Origin of the sequence: Flagellimonas pacifica (assembly GCF_900215465.1) — a bacterium.
Lineage (GTDB): Bacteria > Bacteroidota > Bacteroidia > Flavobacteriales > Flavobacteriaceae > Flagellimonas > Flagellimonas pacifica.
In genome coordinates this window covers 391,005-415,586 of the sequence record NZ_OBEH01000004.1, presented here as the reverse complement: position 1 = coordinate 415,586, position 24,582 = coordinate 391,005, and the positions used below count along the sequence as shown (strand labels likewise).

Here is a 24,582-nt window from a genome sequence, read left to right as displayed (position 1 = left end):
GTTTAATTGGGCGCAAAGGTAAAAAATGATTGGCTGTGTTCCTAAGGAATGCAAGGAGTAAATCTTAAGATTTAAACCTTCATGATTTCAGCTTCTTTAACCAAGAGAATGGCATCTACTTTTTTACTATAGTTATCGGTGAGTTCCTGAATATCTACCTCTGCATTTTTTTGCCGATCTTCAGATACTTCCAGTGCTTTAAGTTCTTTGTTTGCCTCTTGTCTCGCACTTCTTATACTTACTTTTGCATCTTCTGCTTCTCCTTTGGCCTGTTTTACCAATTGTATTCTCCGTTCTTCCGTTAATGGTGGGACATTTATAATTATCATTTCACCATTGTTCATAGGATTGAACCCCAAGTTGGAATTCATAATGGCAGTTTCAATATCTGCAAGGATATTCTTTTCCCATGGCTGAACGGAAATTGTCCTTGCATCGGGAGTATTGATGTTTGAAACCTGAGAAAGGGGAGTAAGTGACCCATAATATTCTATCATAACCGTTGATAGCATTACGGGACTTGCTTTTCCAGCTCGGATTTTAACCAAGGCTTTTTCTAAATGGGAAATGCTGCCATCCATGCTTTCCTTGGCACTATCAAGTATAAATGTTACTTCTTCTTCCATAATTTTAAAAATTTAATAAACGGAATCAAGACGTATGCCAATCTATATATTGACTACTGTTCCAATATTTTCTCCAGATACTATTTTCATCAAATTTCCTCTTGTGTTCATATCAAAAACAACAATGGGAAGCTCGTTTTCCTGACTTAATGTAAAAGCTGTTGTGTCCATTACTTTCAACCCTTTTGAGAGTACATCGTTAAAGGACAGGCTATCAAATTTAGTGGCAGTTTTATCTTTCTCAGGGTCAGAGGTGTAAATCCCATCTACTCGGGTCCCTTTTAAGATAACATCGGCTTTTATTTCAATAGCTCTTAAAACAGCTGCGGAATCTGTTGTAAAATATGGATTACCTGTACCGCCACCAAAAATTACCACTCTACCTTTTTCAAGGTGTCTAATAGCTCTTCTTCTTATGAAGGGCTCTGCAACTTCATTGATTTTAATGGCAGATTGTAATCTCGTTTCCACATCTTGGATTTCTAAGGCACTTTGTAGGGCCAGGCCATTAATAACGGTTGCCAACATGCCCATATGGTCTCCCTGCACCCGATCCATTCCCTGACTGGCACCTGATAATCCTCTGAATATATTGCCTCCACCTATTACAATGGCTACTTCAACACCCTTCTCAATAACTGCTTTAATGTCTTCGGCGTATTCAGATAATCGTTTTGGGTCGATACCATATTGTTGCTCGCCCATTAAAGCTTCTCCGCTTAATTTTAATAAAATTCTCTTGTATTGCATTGAGGATATTTGAAGTCCGGACAAAAATAATCAAAATTATTTATGGCGAACTACTGAAAAAAGAGATCTCTAAAGAATAAAATGGTTAAAAAAACCATACATTCTGTAACCTTTTTCAAAAACAAAGGTATACCCTACAAACATCCAAAAATAGCATCCAATTGCATAGCCTAACCGATAATACATTAATGATGAAAGTAAAAAGTGGAGACTTGGATAAGTTGGGGTTGCTATATGAGAGACATAAGAAAAAACTCTTTGGATTTTTCTACAATCTTGGAAACAACCCATCGGTGAGCGAAGATTTGGTTCAAAATGTTTTTGTAAGGGTTTTAAAATATAGAAAATCTTATTCTGGTGATGGTTCGTTTGCTGCTTGGATGTTTAGGATGGCAAGGAATGTTAACTATGATTACCATAAAGCAATGGCAAAACAAAGTATTTCACTTGGCATGTCTCCAGATGATATGAAAGTTGGGGCGGAGGATCATTTAAATGATGGTTACGAAAATGAAGGGAACAAGGTTTTGCTCCAAAAAGCTTTGTCATTACTGCCAGATGAAAAAAGAGAAATGTTGGTATTGAGTAAATACAGAGAGCTAAAATTTAGTGAGATTGCCAAAATTGTTGGATGTACTGAGGGTGCAGCCAAGGTTAGGGTGCATCGTGCCCTTAAGGATTTAAGGGCGATTTTTTTACAATTAGAAGTTGCATGAAATTATGAATAAAGAGCAGTTTGAAATAGAAGCAATGGATTTCATATCCGGGCAAATGTCTGAAGATAAAAGAAAAGTTTTTATAGACTTTCTTGATAAAAACCCTGAATATGAATCTGAATTTATAGCATTGTCGAATACCTGGAAAATGGTGAATAGCTTGGATGCTCCCGAAGTATCTGCGAGAATGGATGAAACCTTCTTTTCAATGCTTTCCTCGGAAATAGAGAAAACTAAAAAAGAAAGTACTTGGGAGGTTTTTGCTGGGTGGTTTCCAATGATTTTTAGACCACAACTTGTTTATGGAATGATGTTGCTGGGGGTTGGTGTAGCAATTGGGTACTATATGAATTTTGGTGGAGATGCAACAGGTGTAAATGCTGCGATAGTAAGTAAGGAAACAGGGGATATGCGTCAAAAATTGGTTTTGACACTCTTGGAGCAGCCTTCTGCAAATCAGAGATTGCAAGGTGTTAGTGAGGCAAACAAGTTTGAGGGAGTTGATGAGAAGGTGATTACGGCCCTGCTTCAAACCTTAAATAACGATGCTAATGTGAATGTTAGGTTGGCGGCGGTTGAATCTTTGACCAATTATGTTCACAATCCATTGGTGAGACAGGGATTGGTGAAATCAATTCCATATCAAGAATCACCGATTTTACAGGTTACTTTGGCTAATTTGATGGTTGCCCTACAGGAAAAGTCATCTATTGAGCCTTTTAAACAATTGATGCAAGAAAAGAAATTAGATACCACAGTGCGGAAGAAAATCAAAAACTCTATAGAATCTATTATCTAGATAAATCAATCATTAATCAAAAAACGAACAGTCAAATTTAAAAAGATGAAACAGTTAATTGCAATAGCATGTATTGCTTTTTTGGTGGGGAAACCTGGTCTAAGAGCGCAACAAAAAAAGTTTACAGAAAAAATTAAAAAGGAAATCTCCTTTTCGGGAGAATCAGAGAACAGTGTGATAATCAGAAATATTTTTGGGTCCATATCCGTAGAAGGATATAATGGGGACAAAATTTTGGTTGAAGTGGATAGGACAATCACCTCAGATGATTTGGAAGGACTGGAATTGGGAAAGCAAGAACTTCAATTAAAGATTGTTCAGGATAAAAAAGGCGTGATTTTATATCCAGACGCACCATATATGGAGTTTGATAAAAATAATCTAAGGTATAACTGGTGTAACAATAATGAAGAACTACCCTATGAACACAAGTTAACTTATAGTGTGAAAGTTCCTTATAATGCAAAGATTGATGTGGGTACTGTTAACAATGGCGAGGTTTTGGTGGAAAATACTCGAGGAAGCTCAATTAAAGCCCGGAATATCAATGGGGGTATTACATTGAAGAATGTTACAGGGAAAACCCTTGTAAATTGTATAAATGGACCGGTGAACATATCCTATGCCAACAATCCTACAAGTTCATCAGAGTATTATTCGTTAAATGGTGATATCAATATTTCGTACCAGAAATCACTATCGGCCAATATTTCCTTTAAAAGTATGAATGGAGAAATGTTTACGGACTTTGACATTAATAAGCAATATATGAGAGCTCAGAAAAAGTCAAGCGAAGAAAATAAACCAAAGTATAAGTATGAGGCCCGGCCAATAGTGCAGATAGGCAATGGTCAAGTAGATTTTGATTTTGAAACACTAAACGGAAATGTATTCATCAAAAAAATATAAAGTCATGAAAAGCTTAAAATTAGGTATAGTATTGATAGTGTCAATTTTAACGGGCAATTTAACTGCTCAAGAAACGAATATAGATTTATTTTCAATTCCTTTAAGTGATTCTTCCGTACCTGGGAAGTTAATTATAAGCCAACTCTCAGGATCTATAGATGTAGTGGCATATGATGGAAAAGAGGTGGTGATTAAGGCCTCTTTTGAGAATAGGAAGGAGCATTATGGAAAAGATCACAAACGGAATGGGATGAAAAAAATAAAAAATTCATCCTTGGATATTAGTGCGGAGGAGAAAAATAACGTGGTACGTGTAATCAATGAGCAATGGAATAGGGCAACTAATCTGCAAGTGAATGTTCCTAAGAATTTTTCACTTAAACTAGCTACCGTGAACGACGGTGATATTTATGTAAAAGGAGTTAGTGGCGAGATGGAAATTAGTAATGTTAATGGGGAGATTACGTTGGAATCGGTAAGTGGCTCAGCTTCTACCGATACGGTAAATGGTGATATCAAAGTTGATTTTAATAGTATTGCTAATGATGCGAACATGGCTTTCAGTAGTTTGAACGGGGATTTGGATATTACTTTTCCAAGTACTTTAAAAGCAGATGTTAAAGCTAAGACGGATATGGGTGAAATTTATACAGATTTTGATATGCAAATTTCTTCCAATCAACCTGAAGTAAATAAAAACAGTTCTTCAGGGACCTATAAGGTGAAGATAGAGCAGTGGGTAAGGGGTAAGATTAATGGAGGTGGACCTGAAATGTTGTTCAAGACTTTTAATGGAGATATTTTGATTAAATCAAAGTAAAAAAAAGGTTATTGGTATAAAAAAACCGCTACGGTAAGTAGCGGTTTTTTAATTTTATTCTATGTGCTTTTTATTATCCCAAAGCTACTCTTGAAAATCCAGTTACTTCTAAACTAGAATCTACAGATTTTACATATTGGGAAACACTTTGCTTGCTATCTTTAATAAAAGCTTGGTTTACCAAAGTATTGTCTTTAAAGAAACGCTTCAATTTTCCTTTAGCAATGTTTTCCAACATAGCTTCTGGCTTTCCTTCTTGACGCAGCTGATCTTTTGCAATCTCAATTTCCTTGTCAATAACAGATTGGTCAACACCTTCTTCGTTAAGTGCAACTGGGTTCATTGCAGCAGCTTGCATAGCAACATCTTTTGCAGCAACAGCAGCTCCGTCAACTGACGCTGATAAACCAACTAGGGTGGCAATCTTATTACCTGCATGAATGTATGAACCTACAAAAGGAGCGTTCAATTTTTCAAAACCTCCAATTTCAATTTTCTCTCCAATTACGCCAGTTTGCTCAGTAAGTTTTTCTGCTACTGTCATTCCATTGAATGAAGCGGCTAGAAAAGCATCTTTGCTGTCAAAACCAAGTGCAAGGTCTGCCAAATCGTTTGCTAGACTTACAAAGGTCTCATTTTTGGCCACAAAGTCAGTTTCGCAATTTAAAGAAATGATTACTCCAGCTGAGTTATCCGCGTTTACTTTTGCGATAGCTGCACCTTCAGATGAATCTCTATCCGCTCTTTTGGCTGCTACTTTTTGACCTTTTTTTCTTAGGATTTCTATTGCCTTATCAAAATCACCATCAGCTTCAACCAAAGCTTTCTTGCAATCCATCATTCCAGCTCCCGTGGTCTTTCTTAATTTATTTACTTCTGCGGCGGTAATCTTTGCCATTTTTTCTCTATTTAAAAATTTATATAAAGTAAAACACTGTGGAGTGTTTTGTTTTTGGTGAATGTTAAATCAAATATTGACTACTCAACTCCTCCTTTGGTGTTGTCTTGCCATTCTTTCAACTCGTCCCATTTGCCATCTGCTGCCATTTGAGCTTGTTTTGGCCAAGAAGTTGGGTCTAAATGTGCCATTCTTGAGCTAGCTTCAGTCAAGATTTCTTTGATTTTTTCAGGATCAGCTTTTGCAAGTTTGGCAAAAGTATCAATGCCAGCTGCAACTAATGCTTCAGCGGCTTTTGGTCCAGCGCCCTCAACTTTTGTTAGGTCGTCGACTTTTGCTTTAGCATCAGCTTTTTTGGCTTTAGGCTCCTCTTTGGCTTCAGCTTTATTCTCTGCAACCGGTTCTTCGGTTTTTTCAACAGCAGGTTTTGCTGCTACTTCTTTAGCAGGAGTTTTTTCTTCTTTTTTAGCAGACTCTTTTTTTGCCTTGGCAGGAGTTTCCTCTTTTGCTGCGGGAGCCTCTTTTGCTTCAGCTGATTTTTCGTTCTTGCGCTCTGCCAAACCTTCAGCTACAGCTTTGGTAACTTCTGTCATAATCGCCTCAATGGATTTACCGGCATCATCATTTGCAGGAATCACATAGTCGATTGGTCTTGGGTCGGAGTTTGTATCTACCATCGCAAAAATTGGAATGTTCAATTTTTGAGCTTCTTTTACTGCAATATGCTCACGCATAGTGTCTACGATAAAGATTGCACCTGGCAAACGGGTCATATCTGCAATGGAACCTAAGTTTTTTTCCAACTTGGCACGTAAACGGTCAACCTGCAATCGTTCTTTTTTAGAAAGGGTGTTGAATGTACCATCCTTCTTCATACGATCGATAGCTGCCATTTTCTTAACAGCTTTACGAATAGTTACAAAGTTGGTCAACATGCCACCTGGCCATCTTTCAGTGATGTAGGGCATGTTTACATTGGAAACTTTTTCTGCAACAATATCCTTTGCTTGTTTTTTTGTAGCTACAAAAAGAATTTTTCTTCCGGATGCAGCAATTTTTTTAAGAGCTTCGTTGGCCTCTTCAATTTTTGCTACAGTTTTGTAGAGATTGATTACGTGAATCCCATTACGCTCCATGTAGATGTAAGGAGACATGTTTGGGTTCCACTTTCTTGTTAGGTGTCCAAAATGCACACCTGCTTCTAATAAGTCTTTGACTTCAATTTTACTTGCCATTTTTTTGTAATTAGTTTACGTTCCGTTGTAGTAGCAATGGATTGGTGGTTGCAAAATTTGCGCGCCCTATCCATTTAGATGCTAAACTAAATTCCAAAAAGTCGATATGTTTTGCTCTTTGGAACAACGACAACTTGGTTAAAAATTTAACCCTGAAATTGTTTCAGGGTTTTCAATGAACTTAATCCTGAAAATAAATTCAGGATGTTTTTATAATAGATACTGAAAATAAATCCAGTATAATATTAACGTTTAGAGAACTGGAATTTCTTACGGGCTTTCTTCTGACCGAATTTCTTTCTCTCCACCATTCTTGGATCTCTTGTCAATAATCCTTCAGGTTTTAGGGCAGCTCTGTTTTCCTCATTGATCTCACACATTGCTCTGGACAATGCTAAACGAACAGCTTCAGCCTGACCGGTTATTCCTCCTCCGTATACATTCACTTTTACATCGTAACTATCTTCAGTGTCAGTCAATGCAAAAGGTTGTTTTACTTTATATTGTAATGTAGCAGTTGTGAAATATTCTTTTAAATCTTTCTTGTTTATGGTAATGTTTCCTTTTCCTTCAGAAACATAAACTCTTGCTACCGCAGTTTTTCTTCTACCTATCTTATGAACCACTTCCATTATTTGTAGTCGTTTATGTTTATTGCCTTTGGTTTTTGAGCTTCTTGACCGTGCTCAGCGCCAACATATACTTTCAGGTTTCTGAACAAATCTGCTCCTAATTTATTTTTAGGAAGCATTCCTTTTACAGATTTTTCAACGATTCGTTCTGGATGCTTTTCCAATAATTCTTGGGCCGTAGTGGAACGTTGTCCACCAGGGTAACCTGTATACCTTGAATAGGTTTTGTCAGCCCATTTGTTTCCGGTCAAATTGATTTTCTCGGCATTGATAACGATTACATTATCACCACAATCAACGTGAGGGGTGAAATTGGGCTTATGTTTTCCTCTAAGTAACTTAGCTACTTTTGATGCCAATCTTCCCAGCGTTTGTCCCTCAGCGTCAACCAACAACCATTGTTTGTCAACGGTAGATTTATTGGCAGAAATAGTCTTATAACTTAATGTATCCACTTCTAGAATATTATTGATTTAAATACCTATCCCGATAAACGGGCTGCAAATGTACAATTATTAGATTGAATTACAAATGGTTGGTTGGGAATATTTTTCACTTTTTCAATTATGGTCATTGTGACAAAAACAACCGTGGCTTTTTTGTGGTAAAATGTTAAAAAATGGAACAGAACCATACGGGAGTGTAACTGTTTGATTTTTTTGAGGTCTTTAGGGTGGCTAATCAAATCAAAAAACGAAACTAAGTGAAAAAATTAATCATTTTTTATACACTTATATTATTCTCAATCTATGTAAGTGGACAAGATTCTACCGAAGTGGTCACTAAAAAAATCTATGTTACAAAATCAATTGAGAAAGGTGGGCCTCCTTTGATCGATGGCCTTCTTAATGATGAGGTATGGAACCTAGTTGAATGGGGAGGGGATTTTATTGAGTTTAGGCCTGATGAGAATACTCCACCAAGCCATCAGACCAAGTTTAAAATTGTCTATGATGAGAAAAACCTGTATATAGGTGTAAGATGTTATGATTCTGAACCAGATGAAATAGTTGAGCGCTTATCCAGAAGAGATGATTTTGATGGAGATTGGATTGAATTCAATATTGATAGCTATCATGATCAGCGAACAGCATTTTCCTTTACCGTAACCGCAGCTGGGGTAAAAGGTGATGAGTTTATTTCTAACAATGGTAATAATTGGGATGAAAGTTGGAATCCCATTTGGTACACCAAATCAAATATTGATGAAGAAGGCTGGACAGCTGAGTTGCGTATACCTCTTAGTCAGTTAAAATTTGGGAAAGGAGATGAGCAAGTTTGGGGATTGCAATCCACACGAAGATTTTTTAGGGCAGAGGAGCGTTCACTTTGGCAACGAAAACCTGTTGATACGCCAGGGTGGGTTAGTGAGTTTGGGGAACTTCATGGACTCAAGCACATAGAGCCCCAAAACCAATTGGAAATTCAACCGTATACCGTTACTAGTGCGGAAACATATGAAGCCGAAGAAGGGAATCCGTTTAGAGATGGTAGTGAAAATGACATTACTGTGGGTTTAGATGCTAAAATTGGAGTGACAAATGATTTAACTTTGGATTTAACGGTCAATCCCGATTTTGGTCAAGTGGAGGCGGACCCTTCCGCAATTGCGCTGGATGGTTTTCAGATTTTCTTTAGAGAGCAACGGCCCTTTTTTGTGGAGAACAAGAATATTTTTGATTTCAGGGTTTCACAATCAGAAGCAGGGGATACCTTTAGTTTTGATAACATTTTTTATTCCAGACGTATTGGAAGAAGTCCACAAGGTTCTCCGGATACCGAAGATAATGAGTTTGTGGATCAGCCAGATAATACCCCAATTATTGGAGCAGCAAAGTTTAGTGGTAAAACCAAGAATGGATGGGCCATTGGAGTATTGGAAAGCGTCACTGCAAAACGATATGCGGTGATAAGTGAAGAAAATGGTGATAGGCGAAGAGAGTTGGTGGAGCCGCTAACGAATTATTTTGTGGGAAGACTGCAAAAAGACTTTAACGACCGCAACTCATATATTGGCGGGATTTTTACAGCAACCAACAGGGATAATCTGACAACGGAATTGGATTTTCTTCATAAATCTGCTTTCACAGGTGGAGTTGACTTTAAACATCAATGGAACAATAGAGATTGGTACGTTGCAGGAAATGTGACATTGAGTCATGTAATAGGAAGTGAAGAAGCTATAAAAAACACACAGGAATCCATTACACACCTGTTTCAACGTGTGGGGGCCAACCATGTTACCTTGGATTCGACCAGAACTTCCTTGACAGGGAGTGGGGGTAACATCCAAATTGGGAAAGTAGGGAATGGTCACTGGAAATTTGAATCTGGAGCTACATGGAGATCACCGGAATTGGAGTTGAACGATATTGGGTTTCAACGTCAGGCAGATGATATTCGCCATTACACATGGATTGGGTATCAAACCTTGAAACCGGATAATACTTTCAGAAGGGTTGGAATCAATTATAACCATTGGAGTGCATGGGACTTTGATGGAAATCATAATGCATTGCGATTTAATACCAATAGCTGGCAAAACTGGAAGAATAATTGGTTTTCCAATCTGGGAGCTACCTATACGATTGTTCAGCACTCCAATTTTGCGCTTAGGGGAGGGCCAAGGTTACGGCAATCACCTGGGATTAATTTTTGGAATAGCATAAGCACAGATAGAAGAAAGAAGCTTAGGTTCAACATGTTTCAAAGAGGGAATCGGGCCATTGATAATTCACGTCATTTCCATTACGTAGAAGTTGGAGCTACCTATCAACCGATCAATGCTTTAAGTGTTTCCGCTTTTCCCTCATTAAGCCTTAATAATGATAAGCTACAGTTTATAGATAACTTTGACGATGTGAATGGTTCGCCAAGATACCTCAACGGAGAAATAGAGCAGCGAACTTTGAGTATGTCTTTCCGGTTGAATTATACCATTAACCCCAATTTAACCATTCAATATTGGGGACAACCGTTCATATCAAGAGGCAGGTATTCTAATTTTAAACAAGTCACCAATCCTATAGCGAAGCAATTTGATGATAGATTTCAACTTTATAATGAGAATCAAGTATCGTTAGTGGATGATACCTATTCTGTTGACGAAAATTTAAATGGAATAGAAGATTTTAGTTTTGATAACCCAGATTTTTCCTTTGTGCAATTTCGCTCCAATTTGGTAATACGTTGGGAGTATATACCAGGGTCGGAGATTTTTTTGGTATGGTCACAAGATGTTTCACAAGATGGAAATCCTTCTGAAGGGTTATTATCCAGTTTAGGAGATAATATTTTTGGTCAAAAACCTCAGAATATTTTCCTTTTGAAGGCTACCTATAGATTTGTGTTATAAGACTGGTCTTACATTTTTTCAAGAGCTTGAATCAATGCTTCATTGGCTTCTGAATCCCCAATAGTAATTCGGACTTTTCCTGGTGCGCCAAATTGGGAAACTGGCCTGACCATAACACCTTGTTGCATTAAGAAATCGGTAAATTCAAACTCTGGTAGCGGAGGATCAACCAAAAAGAAATTCGCTTGAGTGGGCCAATACTTGATTCCAAGTCTATCAAAAGCTTGAGAAAGAAATTTACGACCATCCAATACGGTTTGTACAGTTTTTTGGATGAATTCAATGTCGCTTAATGCCCCAATCGCAGCTTCCGTTGAGGTGTGCGGTAATAGAAATGGCTTGTGGATTTGCCTAATATATTGTGCTATTTTGAGTGTGGTGTAACAATATCCAATTCGTTGTCCAGCTAAACCATAGGTTTTTGAAAAACTATTGACGGCAATGATGTTATGACCTTTTTTTACATAAGGTAAACCTGAAACAAAATCTTCTGCATCTGCAAAATGACGATAGACCTCATCCAAAACAATAATTATGTTTTTTGGGATTCGGGATAGGAAATCATTCATAAGAGCTTCTGGAATATATGTTCCGGTCGGGTTGTTGGGACTGGTCAGAAAAATGATTTTTGTTCGATTATTAATTGCAGCCAAAATACCTTCCACATCCAATGAATAGTCAGGTTCCCTTAAGGCAACATCTATTTGTTCGGCACCATACCATCTTGAAAAAACCGAATAGGGCAAAAAACACGGGTTGGAAAAAATAACCTCATCATCTTCATTTACAAAAGCCCTCAGAATCATATCTATGATTTCTGAACCACTATTTCCGCAGATGAACTGATCTTCGGCAAGTTGTTCATCGAAGTCCCTTACTAATGCTTTGCGTAATCGAATATCAGTTTGATCAGGATAAATATGGATGTTTTTGGCAGCGTTGATTAAAGCTGATGTAGCCTTGGGCGACTGACCCAAAGGATTCTCATTGGAAGAAAGTTTATAAATTTTTTTTTCACCTTTGGAAGGAATCCCTTTGCCCCCTTCGTAAGCTTTTTTGGGTTGTAAATAGGATTTGAAAATAGATTCGATTTCCTTGCTCATTAACCTAATTTTTCGGCATACATCAATATAGCCAATGCTTTTTCAGTGTTGTTTTCGTTTAAAATCTGCTGCGCCACCCAATGTAATTCCTTTTTCAATTTACTTGGATTGTCTTTTAACTTTTTGGTGAGCATTTTAATTTCATCATCTTTGGCAATTTCTTCAATTTGACCATTTATAGGAAGCTGTTCCATGTTTCCTAGTCGTCCTAAATTGTTTCCTGTCAATACCGAACTGTTGCGAATACCTTTGGGTAATTGGTCAACACCTATTCCCTTGTTTTTGATGGGTTTTGGTATTTCAAAAAGTGAATCTCCACTTGCTCGGGTATACCAACTACCTCCCATTCTGCCTACCAAATCCAACTTTTTGGGGTCCAATTTTCCACTGTTGTCCAAAAATCCAGAATTTATATGAATGAGTTCTACTTTGGCTAAAATTAGATTTCCTGCTCCAGGTGTATCAGCCAGTTCAATAATTTCGGTTACAGTACATTCAAAAGAAATTGGTGCTTCGGCCACTCGCGGAGGGCGTACCTTCTCACTGGCCACCTCTGTCAATCCAGATTTTACAAATTCATTTACTCCTTTCTCATATGCAGTGCTAGAAAGGGACATTTGCTCCACTAAAGGGAAGTCTACAATATTGATGACCACTTCCGGTATTTCCTTTACGTTTTGGTGGGAATGTTTCAGCGAATTGTCCCTGCCGCTTCGAGCTGGTGAGAAAATCATCACGGGTGGATTGGAACTGAACACGTTGAAAAAACTGAAAGGACTCAAATTAACATTCCCTTCAGCATCAATTGTACTTGCAAAGCAAATAGGGCGTGGTGCCACCGCGGAGAGCAAGCATGCGTGCAAATCGGATTGCGGAATGGCTGTTGGATCTATTGTTTTTGTTGCAGACATTAAACGTTCTTTAGTTTGTGTAAAGATAAAACCTATTTTGCAGGAAGCACCTTTGCAGAAACTTCACCAAAACCTACCCGTTTACCATCTTTTTCAGCATAACCTCTCATAATCACAGTATCTCCATCTTGAATGAACTTGCGTTCTGAACCATCATTCATTTTCAATGGTTTGGTGCCCATCCATGCCAATTCTAACATAGATCCATAGGAATTCTCATCTTTTCCAGAAATGGTGCCAGAACCATACAGGTCTCCAATATTGATATTGCAACCGTTTATGGTATGGTGAGCCAATTGCTGTGCCATGTTCCAATACATATATTTAAAGTTGGAGTTACAGACAATTTGCTCTTCAGTATTTTCTGGAGCTATCCCAACCTCTAAGTTGATGTTGTAATTTTTGGTTCCTTCAAATTCCAAATAAGGCAGCACCTTTGGATTTTGTTCTGGGCCAGAAACGCGGAACGGATCTAGAGCTTCCAAGGTTACGATCCATGGTGAGATGTGCGACGCAAAGTTTTTGGCTAAAAATGGGCCTAAAGGGACATATTCCCATTTTTGTATATCACGAGCTGACCAATCGTTGAGCAATACCATTCCAAAAATATAATCTTCTGCTTCGTCTGTTGAAACAGATTGGCCGAGAGAAGTGTTTTTTCCTGTGATGAATCCCATTTCCAGCTCAAAATCCAAACGTTGTGAAGGGCCAAAAACAGGAGCGTCAGAATCTTTGGGAAGTGTTTGGCCTTTTGGTCTGTGAATGGCTTCCCCACTTACCACAATAGAGCTTGCCCTACCGTGATATCCTACTGGGATATGCTTCCAATTGGGCATCAGTGCCTTGGCCGGATCACGAAACATTGTGCCTACATTGGTGGCATGTTCTATGCTGGAATAAAAATCGGTATAATCACCAATATAGACTGGCATATGCATTTGAGCTTCTGATTGGAGGACAAAAAGCTCTGGCTTTCCTGCCAAAACCGAATCTTCATCTTGCAGCCAATGTCGAATATCCTTTCTAACCCTATTTGTTATGGTTTTTCCTAAGGAAATAAAATCGTTGAGTACTTCTTTTTCAAGTACTGCTGTGTTGAAATCGAAAACATCAAGTTCAGCTACGGCGACCAAATCCAAAATATGTTCGCCAATGGCCACCCCCGCTCTTGGACTTCTGTCAGCAGTTGAAAAAATCCCGAAGGGAATATTATGAATTGAAAAATCTGAATTTTCAGGTATGTTTATAATCATTTTTGTTTGGATATGAAATTTGTCAGTTCGAGCGCAGTCGAGAACTGTTTAAGACCTCTCGACTGCGCTCGAGGTGACATTGTGCTTCGATTTTATTCTACCCATGACTTGTAGTAACTGCCATCATCAATCTTTAGGGCATTTTCGGTTACTTGCAGTGGTTTGAATGTATCTATCATAACAGCCAGTTCCAAGGTTTCCTTTTTACCAATGCTTGCCTCATAGGTTCCAGGGTGTGGCCCATGGGGAATTCCGGCCGGATGCAAGGAAATATGACCAGGACCAATATTGGTTCTACTCATAAAATCCCCATCCACATAATAGAGCATTTCATCTGAATCTATGTTGGAGTGATTGTATGGAGCAGGAATGGCCTTTGGATGATAATCGTACAATCTTGGGCAAAAGGAGCAGATAACAAAGGCATCCGTCTCAAATGTTTGGTGCACAGGAGGTGGCTGGTGAACACGGCCTGTAATGGGCTCAAAATTATGAATGGAAAATCCATAGGGGTAATTGTATCCATCCCAACCCACAACATCAAAAGGGTGCGTTGCATAAACCATGTTGTGCAACATTCCTTGTTTTTTTACTTTAATCAAAAAATCATCCTTTTCATCATAGGTCTCCAAGTCTTGTGGTAATTTATAGTCTCGTTCACAAAAAGGTGAGTGTTCCAACAATTGCCCAAACCAATTCCTGTATCGCTTTGGGGTATAAATTGGGCGGAAAGATTCTGAATACAAGATTCGGTTGTCCTCTGTATCAAATTCGATTTGATAGATCATACCACGGGGAATAATCAAGTAATCTCCATATTCAAATGGGATGTTTCCAACAAAAGTTCGTAATGTTCCTGACCCTTTATGAATGAACAGCATCTCATCGGCATCTGCATTCTTGTAAAAGTAAGATGTCAATGATTTTTTCGGTGCTGCCAACCCAATAATGATATCATTATTTACCAAGAGTGGTTCACGGGCATTCAGAAAATCGTCTTTTGGCGCCACATCAAACCCGATCAGTTTTCTAGAGGTTATATTTTTCTCCACAGCAATTTTGGGTCTTACATCAATAGCTGCACAAATTTCTTTGACTTGGGTAGGCCTGTGGTTTTGATAAAGCAGAGATGACATTCCGTCAAAACCGATGGTGCCAAACAATTGTTCATAATAAAGGTTCCCATCGGGTTTGGTGAATTGGGTATGTCTCTTCTGCGGAATTTTTCCGAGTTTATGATAAATAGGCATAGTTGTTTTTTAAGTTCAAACTCAGGTTTAAAAACTAAGTTCAATAAATCTTAAATCATAAAATATACTCTAATGAAGCGTGCCTCGTACCTCTTGTTCGCGCTCAATGGCTTCAAACAGTGCCTTAAAGTTACCTTTTCCAAATGATTGTGCACCCTTTCTTTGGATAATTTCAAAGAACATGGTGGGTCTAGGTTCCACAGGACGGGTAAAAATTTGAAGCAAATACCCTTCATCATCCCGATCCACCAAAATTCCCAATTCTTTTAGAGGGGCGATGTCCTCATCAATTTTACCTACGCGATCCGTAACGGCATCATAATAAGTGTCAGGAACCCTTAAAAATTCAACTCCTCGACTTTTTAGTTGCCTTACGGTTGAAATGATATCATCTGTTGCCACGGCAATGTGCTGGACGCCTTCACCTTCGTAAAAATCAAGATATTCTTCTACTTGAGATTTTTTCTTTCCTTCTGCAGGTTCGTTAATGGGAAATTTGATTCGCCCGTTGCCATTACTCATGACCTTGCTCATCAAAGCTGTATATTCGGTTGAAATGTCATCATCATCAAAGGAAAGAATGTTCACAAAGCCCATTACGTTTTCGTAGAACTCTACCCAATAGTTCATCTTGTTCCAGTCAACGTTACCTACCATGTGGTCTACATATTTTAAACCAGTGGGTTCAGGATTATAATCAGGGGTTTCCCATTTTTTGAATCCAGGCATGAAAATACCATTATACTCTTTGCGTTCAACAAAAATGTGCACTGTTTCACCGTAGGTGTAAATACCTGAGCGGACTATTTTTCCAGTTTCATCTTCCTCAATTTGTGGTTCCATATAAGATTTAGCCCCTCTTTCCATAGCTGTGTCATAGGCGTAAGTTGCATCATCAACCCAAAGAGCTACTACCTTAACTCCATCGCCATGTTGATCAATATGGCGTCCAATATCAGTACCGCTTTTTAAAGGTGAAGTTAAGACCAGGCGAATCTTGTCTTGAACCACTACATAGCTTTCCCTGTCTTTTAGACCTGTTTCCAGACCTGCGTAGGCCATGGACTGAAACCCGAAGGCGGTCTTATAAAAATGTGCAGCCTGTTTAGAATTGCCCACATAAAGCTCCAAATAGTCGGTGCCATTGATCGGCATAAAATCTTTCGCTGTTTTGTGCAATTTGGGTAATGCAGATGTTTCCATGGATGCTATAGTTTAATTGTTTAATCAAATTATTGTTGTTGATGCAACAAAAATAGTAATTTTGAAATGATTTTTGGGCGGGGTGGCGCAAATTTTTGTTAAAATTGTTATGTGAAGCTGGTTATTGTTACACTTAGCTTTCCGAAGTGTGATATATAGACATTCATGCTTTGACGGATTCAGCATTACATAAAGAATAGATTTATGCTCAACAGAATTGATGAAATATCTGGAATTGGATTGCATTTGGATCTAGTGCTTCGCAAAGTTCAGGATGCTTACCTGAGGAAATTTAAAGAGTTGGAGATTGACCTCACTATAGAGCAATGGGTGATTCTTTATCGTATTTACCAGCTAGGAGATAATGTTTCGCAATCTGATATTGTGAGATCGAACTTTAGAAATCGTGCCACTACTTCACGTGTTATTGGTGGAATGGAAAAGAAGGACTGGATTACCAAAACCCGTTTTGAAGGTGATTTGAAACGTTTTAAGCTGGAGCTTACTCCTCAAGGAAGAGAAGTGATAGCAGTAATTGAACCACACGCTCAAATTCTGCGTAAACAGGCAATTAAAGGGTTGGGTACGGAGGAGTTTGAGATTTTTCTTAAGGTATTGAACCAAATTGGGGAAAACTACGATAATCTATTTGAAGACAAATAGGCTATTTGGATTAAATCTCTTTGCTTTGAACCTTAACCGCATTTTTATTCGGTAAGATTTCATAATTCATTTTGTCGCTCAAAATTTTCACAAAGGAAGCTCCCAAAAATATGATTTGAGAGGTATAATAGACCCAAAGCATGATTAGTGCCAAAACACTGGCTGAACCAAAGGTTGTGGTCAGATGGGCCTTCCCTAAATACATTCCTATTCCAATTTTTCCAAATACAAAGAGGAGTCCGGTAAACAAGCCACTTATTAAAGCAGGTTTCCAATGCACTTTGGTATCACCCAAAAATCTGAACAAGATGGCAAATATGAGAGAGATAATAAAAAAGGAGGTTAGATGCTCAAATAGCAACGAAAATTTATAATCAGGATAGAGATTTGCTCCATATTTAACCAGAAAGGAATTTGCCAAGGTGCTTATCAACAAAATGAAAAATAGAGAAATAAGTACTGCGAACGAGGCCAAATGTTTGGTGAAGTATCGAATGATACTGCTCTTAGGTTTTGCTTTGATTTCCCATATATCATTAAAAGCATTATGTATTTGATTAAGCATACCCGAAGCACTTAATGCAAGGGTCACAAATCCTATTATGGTGGTCCAAAGTGAGTTATGTTGGACATGTTGATTTTTTATCATGTCCTGAATCTGTAAAGCAGCATCACCGCCCAAAATATCTTTTAATTGTCCAAAAATCTCTCCTGCAACCGCTTGTTTTCCAAAGACCATTCCCAATACCGAAATTAAAACAATGATGATGGGAAAAATGGAAAACACTGCATAATAAGCCAAAGCTGCACCTTTTTGAAAGGTATTGCTATTAAAAAAATGATTGAAAACTTGCTTAAAAAATTTAAACATATCTGGCGATTAAATTAATGCGCCTCCAACCAATTGTCACCGATCCCCACTTCAACATCCAATGGAACCGCTAATTTATATGCATTTTCCATTTCGGATTTGATGAGTTCCTTTACTTCTTCCAACTCGGGTTTATAGGCATCGAACACCAATTCATCATGTACCTGTAACAACATTTTGGTCTTGTATCCACCTTCGGTAAGTTTTTTATGGATGTTGATCATTGCAATTTTAATGATATCTGCGGCACTTCCCTGTATTGGTGCATTTACGGCATTTCGTTCAGCTGCACCTCGCACCACTTGATTGCCCGCATTGATATCCTTTAAATATCGTCTTCGACCCAAAACGGTTTGCACATAACCATTATCCCGAGCAAAGTCGACCTGTTCCCCCATATAATTGCGCAATTTCGGGTAGGTTTTGTAATAGGTTTCAATGAGTTCTTTGGCTTCGGAACGACTCAAATCGGTCTGATTGCTCAGTCCAAAGGCCGAAACCCCATAAATGATTCCGAAATTTACGGTCTTTGCATTGCCACGTTGCTCCCGTGTCACTTCATTAATGGGTACGTTAAAAACCCTGGAAGCGGTGGAGGCATGAATATCCTCCCCATTTTTAAAAGCCTCGATCATGGTATCTTCTTCACTTAAGGCCGCAATAATACGAAGCTCAATTTGAGAGTAATCTGCAGCTAACAAGGTGTAATTTTCATCTCGAGGGATGAAAGCTTTGCGTACTTGTCGTCCACGCTCTGTTCTGATTGGAATGTTCTGTAAATTGGGGTTGTTGCTGCTCAATCTACCCGTTGCCGCCACGGTTTGCATATAATCTGTATGCACACGGCCGCTATGTTCCTGTACTTCATTGGGCAGGGCATCCACATAAGTGCTTTTTAGCTTGCTAAGTCCCCTAAAGTCCAATACGTTTTGAATAATTTCATGATCCTTGGCCAAATAGGAAAGCACATCTTCAGCGGTAGAGTACTGACCCGTTTTGGTTTTTTTCGGCTTGTCTACCAATTTTAGCTTGTCAAACAAAATTTCGCCCAATTGTTTTGGCGAAGCTATATTGAATTCTTGTCCTGCTTCTTTATATATTTTAGTTTCAAGATTTTTGATATCGTTGTTCAAATCCTCAGAAAGGGAATTCAAAAAACCTTTGTCAAGATTGATGCCTTCGGTTTCCATATCAGCCAATACCCGGAGTAAAGGAATCTCAATACTTTGGAAAAGTTCATTAGTTTTGGCCGCTTCCAGTTCAGGTCTAAAATGTTGGGCCAGTTGTAGGGTAATATCAGCATCCTCAGAAGCATACTCCGTTTGTTTTTCCAAAGGAACCTGACGCATGCTGAGCTGGTTTTTACCTTTTTTGCCAATAAGTTCAGTAATGGAAACAGGAGTATAGTTCAGATAAGTTTCTGCCAATACATCCATGTTATGGCGCATGTCGGGATTGATGAGGTAGTGAGCCAGCATGGTGTCGAACAGTTTTCCTTTAACCTCGACTCCGTAATTTTTCATCACTTTAATGTCGTACTTCAGGTTTTGACCTATTTTTTCAATGGCGGTAGATTCAAAGAATGGACGTAGTTGTTCCAAAATTTCCATTGCTGATTCATTCTCTTCCGGAATTGGAACATAAAACCCTTTTTTTGCTTCCCAGCTAAAGGCAATGCCCACAAGCTCTGCTTCCAACGGATTTATTGAGGTGGTCTCCGTGTCAAAACAGACCGAGGTTTGTTGCATCAATTTTTCAATAAAAAGTTTTAGTCCCAGTCCAGGTTGAATGTTTTGGTATAAATGGGAAACATCGGAAATGGTGTCTCTGCTGTTGGCATCTTTGATGGTTGCAGGAGCATCAGCCGGACTTCCACCAAATAGGCTGAATTGCCCGCTGCCTGCCACTTGAGGCTTTTCAGGAGTTTTTGGCGCTGCTGAATTCGTTTCTGGTACTTCTGCAGTTTCTTCAGAGAAGATTTTAATAAACTGATCTTTTAACCTTCTAAATTCTAGCTCCTCAAAAATCTCTTGGACTTTTGAACCATCAGGTTCGGACATTTCATAGTCATCTGCTTTGAAAGTGACCTCACAGTCCAGTTTAATTTCCGCCAATTTTCTTGAAAGTCGACCCAGCTCTGCATTTTGCTCTACCTTCTCCTTCATTTTTCCTTTGAGCTTGTCGGTATTGGCCAAAAGGCCTTCCATATCGCCAAATTGTTCCAAAAACTTTTTGGCTGTTTTGTCACCAACTCCTGGAAGCCCGGGAATGTTGTCACTGGCATCTCCCATCATCCCCAAATAGTCTATTACCTGCTCTGGGCGCTCCACGCCAAAACGTTTTTGTACTTCAGGGATGCCCCAAATTTCAATTCCGTTGCCCATTCGCGCCGGGCGGTACATAAAAATGTTTTCAGAGACTAATTGGCCAAAGTCCTTGTCTGGAGTTACCATAAAGACTTTGTAATCTTCTTTTTCGGCCTGTTTGGCCAAGGTTCCTATAATGTCATCAGCTTCATATCCGGCCAATTCAACCACGGGAATTTGCATGGCCTTTAAAATATCTTGAATATAAGGCACCGCAATTTTGATGGCATCCGGAGTTTCATCTCGGTTGGCCTTGTATTCTTCAAAAAGTTCGGTGCGTTCCACACTGCCCCCTTTATCAAAACATACCGCTAAATGGTCTGGTTTTTCGCGCTTGATTACATCAAAAAGAGAATTCACAAATCCCATAATGGCCGAGGTGTCCATTCCTTTGGAATTGATTCTTGGGTTTTTGATAAGGGCATAATAACCTCTGAATATCAAGGCATAGGCATCAAGAAGAAAAAGTCGTTTCTGGTCAGACATGGTTAAAAATTAGAAGTATAATATTAGAAGTATAGGCTTTTCAGCGTACAGTCTTTAAAAGTAGAAAAAAGATGTTAGAATTGAGATCGCTTTGCTTTTAGATGTGAGGTGTTGAACTTGTAAATTCTTGAGTCTCATATCTCAAGGCTAACATCTCAAACCTAGCCCTTATAAAAACTCTCCACCTGCCTATTTTCATGCCCTTTTTCGGAATATTCCCGATAAGTAAATCCGGGATGTACGCAATACCCTCCGGTTTCGCCTTGTTTGTTAATGGCTAAAAATCCAATTTGGAAGTCTTTACGACCTTCATTCTTTTTCATGATTCTTTTTACTCCTTCCTCACAGGCTTCTTGCGGACTTTTTCCTTGTCGCATCAGTTCCACGATCAAAAAACTGCCCACGGTGCGAATGACTTCTTCCCCTACACCGGTTGCAGTGGCTCCTCCAACTTCGTTATCCACATAAAGTCCTGCTCCAATGATTGGAGAATCACCCACACGTCCGGCAACCTTGTAAGCCATACCACTTGTGGTACATGCTCCGGCAATATCACCTTTTTCATCAATAGCCAACATGCCAATGGTATCGTGGTTTTCAATATTGATGGTAGTCTCGTACTTGGAAGTTTTTTTCCACTCTTCATATTGTTTTCGGGTGCTTTCCGTGAAGAGATCTTCTTTCTTAAAACCCTGCTCATAGGCAAATTGCTCAGCACCCTTTCCTGCTAGAATAATATGAGGGGTTTCCTCCATTACTTTTCTTGCTACGGAGATTGGATGCACAATGTTCTGCAAATACACTACAGAACCGCAATTGCCATCTTTGTCCATGATGCACGCATCCAAAGTCACATTGCCATCCCTGTCCGGGCGACCACCTTTGCCCACAGTTTCGTTGGTTACATCTGCTTCCTCTATCATAACACCTTGTTCAACGGCATCAAGTGAATTTCCTCCCTTGTTAAGCACTTCCCAAGCTTTGGCCGTTGCATTCATGAAATTCCAAGTGCAAATGGCAATTGGTTTTATTGCAGGAGGGGTAGGGGTTGCAGCTTTTTCAGGTTTGTTTTCGGTTTTACATGAGGCCAAAACGGAGGCTGACATAAGTCCAGCAGTGGTAAGGCCAGATTTTTTAAGGAATTTGCGTCTTTGCATGATTTGGATGTTTATTTTTAATCCCGCTAAAGATAGCAATATGCTTGTAGAAGTTTGTGCCAATTCTTTGGAATCTGCTCTTGTTGCGCAAGAGGCTGGAGCCGACCGAATTGAGCTTTGCAGTGAATTGGGCGTTGGAGGGATAACCCCTTCTTATGGATTGATTCAGATGGTACGTGAAAGATTGGATATCCCAGTCCATGTTTTGATTAGGCCACGAAGTGGTCATTTCACCTATTCCGATTTGGAGTTTGAAGTTATGTTAAAAAACATTGCTTTTTGTGTTGAAAATGGTGTGGATGGAATTGTTTCAGGTGTACTTCTGGCCGATTGCAATTTGGATGAGGAACGGACCGAAGCTTTGATTGGAGCATCGAGACCATTGAAATTTACTTTCCACCGCGCTTTTGATTGGGTTCCAAATCCAAAGAAAACGTTGCAGCAACTGGAGGCATTGGGAGTGGATTACATTTTGACTTCTGGTCTAGAAACTTCTGCTGAAAAAGGATTGGATTTGCTTAATGAGCTGAATGCTATCTCAGAAAAAAACATTGTAATGGCTGGTGGAGGAATTCGACTAGATAATTGCGAAAAGTTTAAGGCAGTTGGATTGCGAGCTATTCACCTTTCTGGGACGTCATTTGGAAATGAACTTCCTATTTCGGAAAAAATCCCAATGAATTCGTCAACCCATCTACGAGAAGACCAGATAGCTGTAACAAATCTAGAAAAGGTTCGTCAAATTGTACGCAGCGTTAAATAATCACTAAATAGTTCAGTTCCAGAACTAAAGAAATATCTTTGTTAAAAAAACTGCATGACCCGATTTTTGATCATCATATCAATCATTTACATTGTTTCTGCCTTTTATGGTTTTCAGGGCTTTAAAACACTCTTTAGGAATGTGTGGTTCCACTGGGCATATGGACTGCTATTTTTGGCGGCATTGACCAACTTTATCATCCGTGTTATAAATTATGTTCCAGGGGATGGAGTACGAGGCCAAGTAGCCAATGCTGGAGGTATTTTCTTTGCTTTCTTGCTGTTGGGATTGGTTTTTGGAATCTTTTTGTTGCTTGAAGATATTGTGCGATTGTTTGTATTTGGTTATAACAAAATTGCCGGCCTTTCCGAAACACAGACCCAATTTTTTCCCTCCCGCCGAAAATTTATTAGTGGTATTGCCTTAGGAATTGCGGCATTACCTTTTGGAGCTTTGCTCTATGGAATGTACAAAGGAAAATACAATTATAAAGTACTGAAATACGCGTTGGAGTTTGATGATCTCCCTGATGCTTTTGACGGATACCAGATTACCCAGATTTCTGATGTGCACAGCGGAAGTTTTGATAATAGGGAAAAAGTAGCTTACGGTATTGATTTGATCAACAAGCAACAAAGTGATGTAATCTTGTTTACTGGTGATATGGTGAATGACAAAAGCTCTGAAATGGAACTTTGGGCAGATTTATTTTCCACTTTGGAAGCCAAAGATGGTAAGTTTTCCATTTTGGGCAACCATGATTATGGAGATTACACTTCGTGGCCGTCTGATGAGGCTAAAGCCCAAAACCTGGAAGATCTTAAAAACCTACAGAAAGAAATGGGTTTTGACCTATTATTGGATACCCATAAATATCTAGAGAAAAACGGACAGCGAATAGCGCTGCTTGGAGTTGAAAATTGGGGCCGCGGAGGTTTTAAAAAAGCAGGAGATCTTGAAAAGGCCAAAACAGGGATTTCTAAAGACGATTTTAAGATTTTGATGAGTCATGATCCGTCTCATTGGGAGGACATAGTACTTAAAGATGACTATCATTTTCACTTGACCTTGAGTGGACATACCCATGGAATGCAGTTTGGGGTGGAAATACCGGGTTGGGTAAAATGGAGTCCGGTGAAATGGAGATATAAGTATTGGGCGGGCATCTATGAGGAACTGGGACAGTTTATCAATGTCAATCGTGGTTTCGGGTTTATTGGCTATCCTGGACGTGTGGGGATTTGGCCAGAAATTTCTGTGATTACTCTCAAAAAGAAAGGTTTAACCTAAATTTAACGCCGTTCTTTTCCCTTAGAAATTTGAGGTAATTCAAATTTTAACAAATTTTCTTACTTTTGATAGGTAAACTGAAGAAGTATACATGTCCAAATTTGGTGAACTTATAGATTTAAAAGTACCAGTGTTGCTGGACTTTTATGCAGAATGGAACGATCAATCCACTTCCATGCACCCTGTGTTGCGTGATGTTGCCGCTGCACTTGGTGACAAAGGAAAAGTAATCAAGATTGATGTTGATAAAAATAAAGAGCTTTCGCAGGCACTTAGGATAAAAGGTCTTCCCACCTTAATGATCTACAAAAAAGGGGAGATGGTCTGGCGTCAGAGTGGGGAGCAAGATGCCAATACACTTATAGGTATTCTGAACGAATATATTTAACAAGTTTTTTTGTCAAAAACAACTTCCTCTTAAAAAGAAGGAGGCTTTCTTTGGATTTAGATAGAACTGTCATTTTAGGGCAAATCGAAAAACCTCCAGTCTGTTTTTGGGATTTTTTAATCACTTCGTTTATTTCAG

23 protein-coding genes are annotated in these 24,582 nt (G+C 38.9%); 9 read left to right on the top strand and 14 right to left on the bottom strand.

Going from position 1 to position 24,582, the window contains the following annotated elements; all coding sequences use genetic code 11:
- Positions 1-71 precede the first annotated feature (71 nt).
- Positions 72-626, bottom strand: a complete 555-nt coding sequence (gene frr, locus CRO15_RS14425) for a ribosome recycling factor (RefSeq protein ID WP_097046538.1) — start codon at positions 624-626, stop codon at positions 72-74.
- 42 nt (positions 627-668) lie between these two features.
- Complete coding sequence (gene pyrH, locus CRO15_RS14420) at positions 669-1,376, bottom strand: UMP kinase (RefSeq protein WP_097046537.1); 708 nt, start codon at positions 1,374-1,376, stop codon at positions 669-671.
- A 188-nt stretch (positions 1,377-1,564) separates the two neighbouring features.
- Between pyrH and CRO15_RS14415 the strand changes: the two genes are divergently transcribed.
- Genes CRO15_RS14415 through CRO15_RS14400 form a run of 4 tightly spaced genes read left to right on the top strand, consistent with a single transcriptional unit; the run spans position 1,565 to position 4,620 of the window.
- Positions 1,565-2,092: an RNA polymerase sigma factor gene (locus CRO15_RS14415; protein WP_207763899.1), complete on the top strand. Its 528-nt coding sequence runs from the start codon at positions 1,565-1,567 to the stop codon at positions 2,090-2,092.
- 4 nt (positions 2,093-2,096) lie between these two features.
- Complete coding sequence (locus CRO15_RS14410) at positions 2,097-2,891, top strand: HEAT repeat domain-containing protein (RefSeq protein ID WP_097046535.1); 795 nt, start codon at positions 2,097-2,099, stop codon at positions 2,889-2,891.
- Positions 2,892-2,936: 45 nt separating this feature from the next.
- Positions 2,937-3,800: a DUF4097 family beta strand repeat-containing protein gene (locus CRO15_RS14405; RefSeq protein ID WP_097046534.1), complete on the top strand. Its 864-nt coding sequence runs from the start codon at positions 2,937-2,939 to the stop codon at positions 3,798-3,800.
- Between the two features lie 4 nt (positions 3,801-3,804).
- Positions 3,805-4,620: a DUF4097 family beta strand repeat-containing protein gene (locus tag CRO15_RS14400; RefSeq protein WP_165769961.1), complete on the top strand. Its 816-nt coding sequence runs from the start codon at positions 3,805-3,807 to the stop codon at positions 4,618-4,620.
- Positions 4,621-4,693: 73 nt separating this feature from the next.
- Here the strand turns inward: CRO15_RS14400 and tsf are convergent, their stop codons facing one another.
- The 4 genes from tsf to rplM all read right to left on the bottom strand — a co-directional run bounded on the left by tsf (position 4,694) and on the right by rplM (position 7,840).
- Complete coding sequence (gene tsf / locus CRO15_RS14395) at positions 4,694-5,518, bottom strand: translation elongation factor Ts (protein ID WP_097046532.1); 825 nt, start codon at positions 5,516-5,518, stop codon at positions 4,694-4,696.
- 80 nt (positions 5,519-5,598) lie between these two features.
- Positions 5,599-6,753, bottom strand: coding sequence for a 30S ribosomal protein S2 (rpsB, locus tag CRO15_RS14390; protein WP_097046531.1), 1,155 nt, complete (start codon positions 6,751-6,753; stop codon positions 5,599-5,601).
- A gap of 245 nt (positions 6,754-6,998) precedes the next feature.
- Complete coding sequence (gene rpsI / locus CRO15_RS14385; protein ID WP_097046530.1) at positions 6,999-7,385, bottom strand: 30S ribosomal protein S9; 387 nt, start codon at positions 7,383-7,385, stop codon at positions 6,999-7,001.
- Entirely contained in the window at positions 7,385-7,840 is a 456-nt protein-coding gene (gene rplM, locus CRO15_RS14380) for a 50S ribosomal protein L13 (protein WP_097046529.1), read from the bottom strand. The genes rpsI and rplM overlap by 1 nt, the downstream gene beginning before the upstream one ends.
- Positions 7,841-8,088: 248 nt before the next feature.
- Between rplM and CRO15_RS14370 the strand changes: the two genes are divergently transcribed.
- Positions 8,089-10,740, top strand: coding sequence for a DUF5916 domain-containing protein (locus CRO15_RS14370; protein ID WP_243396976.1), 2,652 nt, complete (start codon positions 8,089-8,091; stop codon positions 10,738-10,740).
- A gap of 8 nt (positions 10,741-10,748) precedes the next feature.
- Here CRO15_RS14370 and CRO15_RS14365 read toward each other — a convergent pair whose 3' ends face one another.
- The 5 genes from CRO15_RS14365 to hppD form a co-directional block, all read right to left on the bottom strand.
- Positions 10,749-11,843, bottom strand: coding sequence for a pyridoxal phosphate-dependent aminotransferase (locus CRO15_RS14365; protein WP_097046527.1), 1,095 nt, complete (start codon positions 11,841-11,843; stop codon positions 10,749-10,751).
- Positions 11,843-12,754: a flavin reductase family protein gene (locus tag CRO15_RS14360; RefSeq protein WP_097046526.1), complete on the bottom strand. Its 912-nt coding sequence runs from the start codon at positions 12,752-12,754 to the stop codon at positions 11,843-11,845. The genes CRO15_RS14365 and CRO15_RS14360 overlap by 1 nt, the downstream gene beginning before the upstream one ends.
- Before the next feature lie 32 nt (positions 12,755-12,786).
- Positions 12,787-14,007 (bottom strand): fumarylacetoacetase, encoded by a 1,221-nt coding sequence (fahA, locus tag CRO15_RS14355; protein WP_097046525.1) that lies wholly within the window; start codon positions 14,005-14,007, stop codon positions 12,787-12,789.
- Positions 14,008-14,099: 92 nt separating this feature from the next.
- On the bottom strand, positions 14,100-15,257 hold the full coding sequence (locus CRO15_RS14350; RefSeq protein WP_097046524.1) for a homogentisate 1,2-dioxygenase: 1,158 nt from the start codon (positions 15,255-15,257) through the stop codon (positions 14,100-14,102).
- Positions 15,258-15,326: 69 nt separating this feature from the next.
- On the bottom strand, positions 15,327-16,460 hold the full coding sequence (gene hppD / locus CRO15_RS14345; protein ID WP_097046523.1) for a 4-hydroxyphenylpyruvate dioxygenase: 1,134 nt from the start codon (positions 16,458-16,460) through the stop codon (positions 15,327-15,329).
- 204 nt (positions 16,461-16,664) lie between these two features.
- On the opposite strand from hppD, the gene CRO15_RS14340 reads away from it, so the two are divergent.
- Positions 16,665-17,123 carry a MarR family winged helix-turn-helix transcriptional regulator gene (locus CRO15_RS14340; protein ID WP_097046522.1) on the top strand — a complete coding sequence of 153 codons (459 nt, stop codon included), beginning with the start codon at positions 16,665-16,667 and terminating at the stop codon, positions 17,121-17,123.
- Positions 17,124-17,133: 10 nt separating this feature from the next.
- On the opposite strand, the gene CRO15_RS14335 is transcribed toward CRO15_RS14340, so the two are convergent.
- The 3 genes from CRO15_RS14335 to CRO15_RS14325 form a co-directional block, all read right to left on the bottom strand.
- Positions 17,134-17,994 carry a YihY/virulence factor BrkB family protein gene (locus CRO15_RS14335; RefSeq protein ID WP_097046521.1) on the bottom strand — a complete coding sequence of 287 codons (861 nt, stop codon included), beginning with the start codon at positions 17,992-17,994 and terminating at the stop codon, positions 17,134-17,136.
- Positions 17,995-18,008: 14 nt separating this feature from the next.
- On the bottom strand, positions 18,009-20,846 hold the full coding sequence (gene polA, locus CRO15_RS14330) for a DNA polymerase I (protein ID WP_097046520.1): 2,838 nt from the start codon (positions 20,844-20,846) through the stop codon (positions 18,009-18,011).
- Positions 20,847-21,007: 161 nt separating this feature from the next.
- Positions 21,008-22,003 (bottom strand): isoaspartyl peptidase/L-asparaginase family protein, encoded by a 996-nt coding sequence (locus CRO15_RS14325; RefSeq protein ID WP_097046519.1) that lies wholly within the window; start codon positions 22,001-22,003, stop codon positions 21,008-21,010.
- 40 nt (positions 22,004-22,043) lie between these two features.
- Here CRO15_RS14325 and CRO15_RS14320 point away from each other — a divergent pair, with 40 nt between their 5' ends.
- The 3 genes from CRO15_RS14320 (at position 22,044) to CRO15_RS14310 (ending at position 24,444) form a co-directional block, all read left to right on the top strand.
- Positions 22,044-22,766 carry a copper homeostasis protein CutC gene (locus CRO15_RS14320; RefSeq protein ID WP_097046648.1) on the top strand — a complete coding sequence of 241 codons (723 nt, stop codon included), beginning with the start codon at positions 22,044-22,046 and terminating at the stop codon, positions 22,764-22,766.
- A 54-nt stretch (positions 22,767-22,820) separates the two neighbouring features.
- Positions 22,821-24,056, top strand: a complete 1,236-nt coding sequence (locus tag CRO15_RS14315; RefSeq protein WP_097046518.1) for a metallophosphoesterase — start codon at positions 22,821-22,823, stop codon at positions 24,054-24,056.
- Positions 24,057-24,147: 91 nt separating this feature from the next.
- Positions 24,148-24,444 carry a thioredoxin family protein gene (locus CRO15_RS14310; RefSeq protein WP_097046517.1) on the top strand — a complete coding sequence of 99 codons (297 nt, stop codon included), beginning with the start codon at positions 24,148-24,150 and terminating at the stop codon, positions 24,442-24,444.
- The last annotated feature ends 138 nt before the right edge of the window (positions 24,445-24,582 follow it).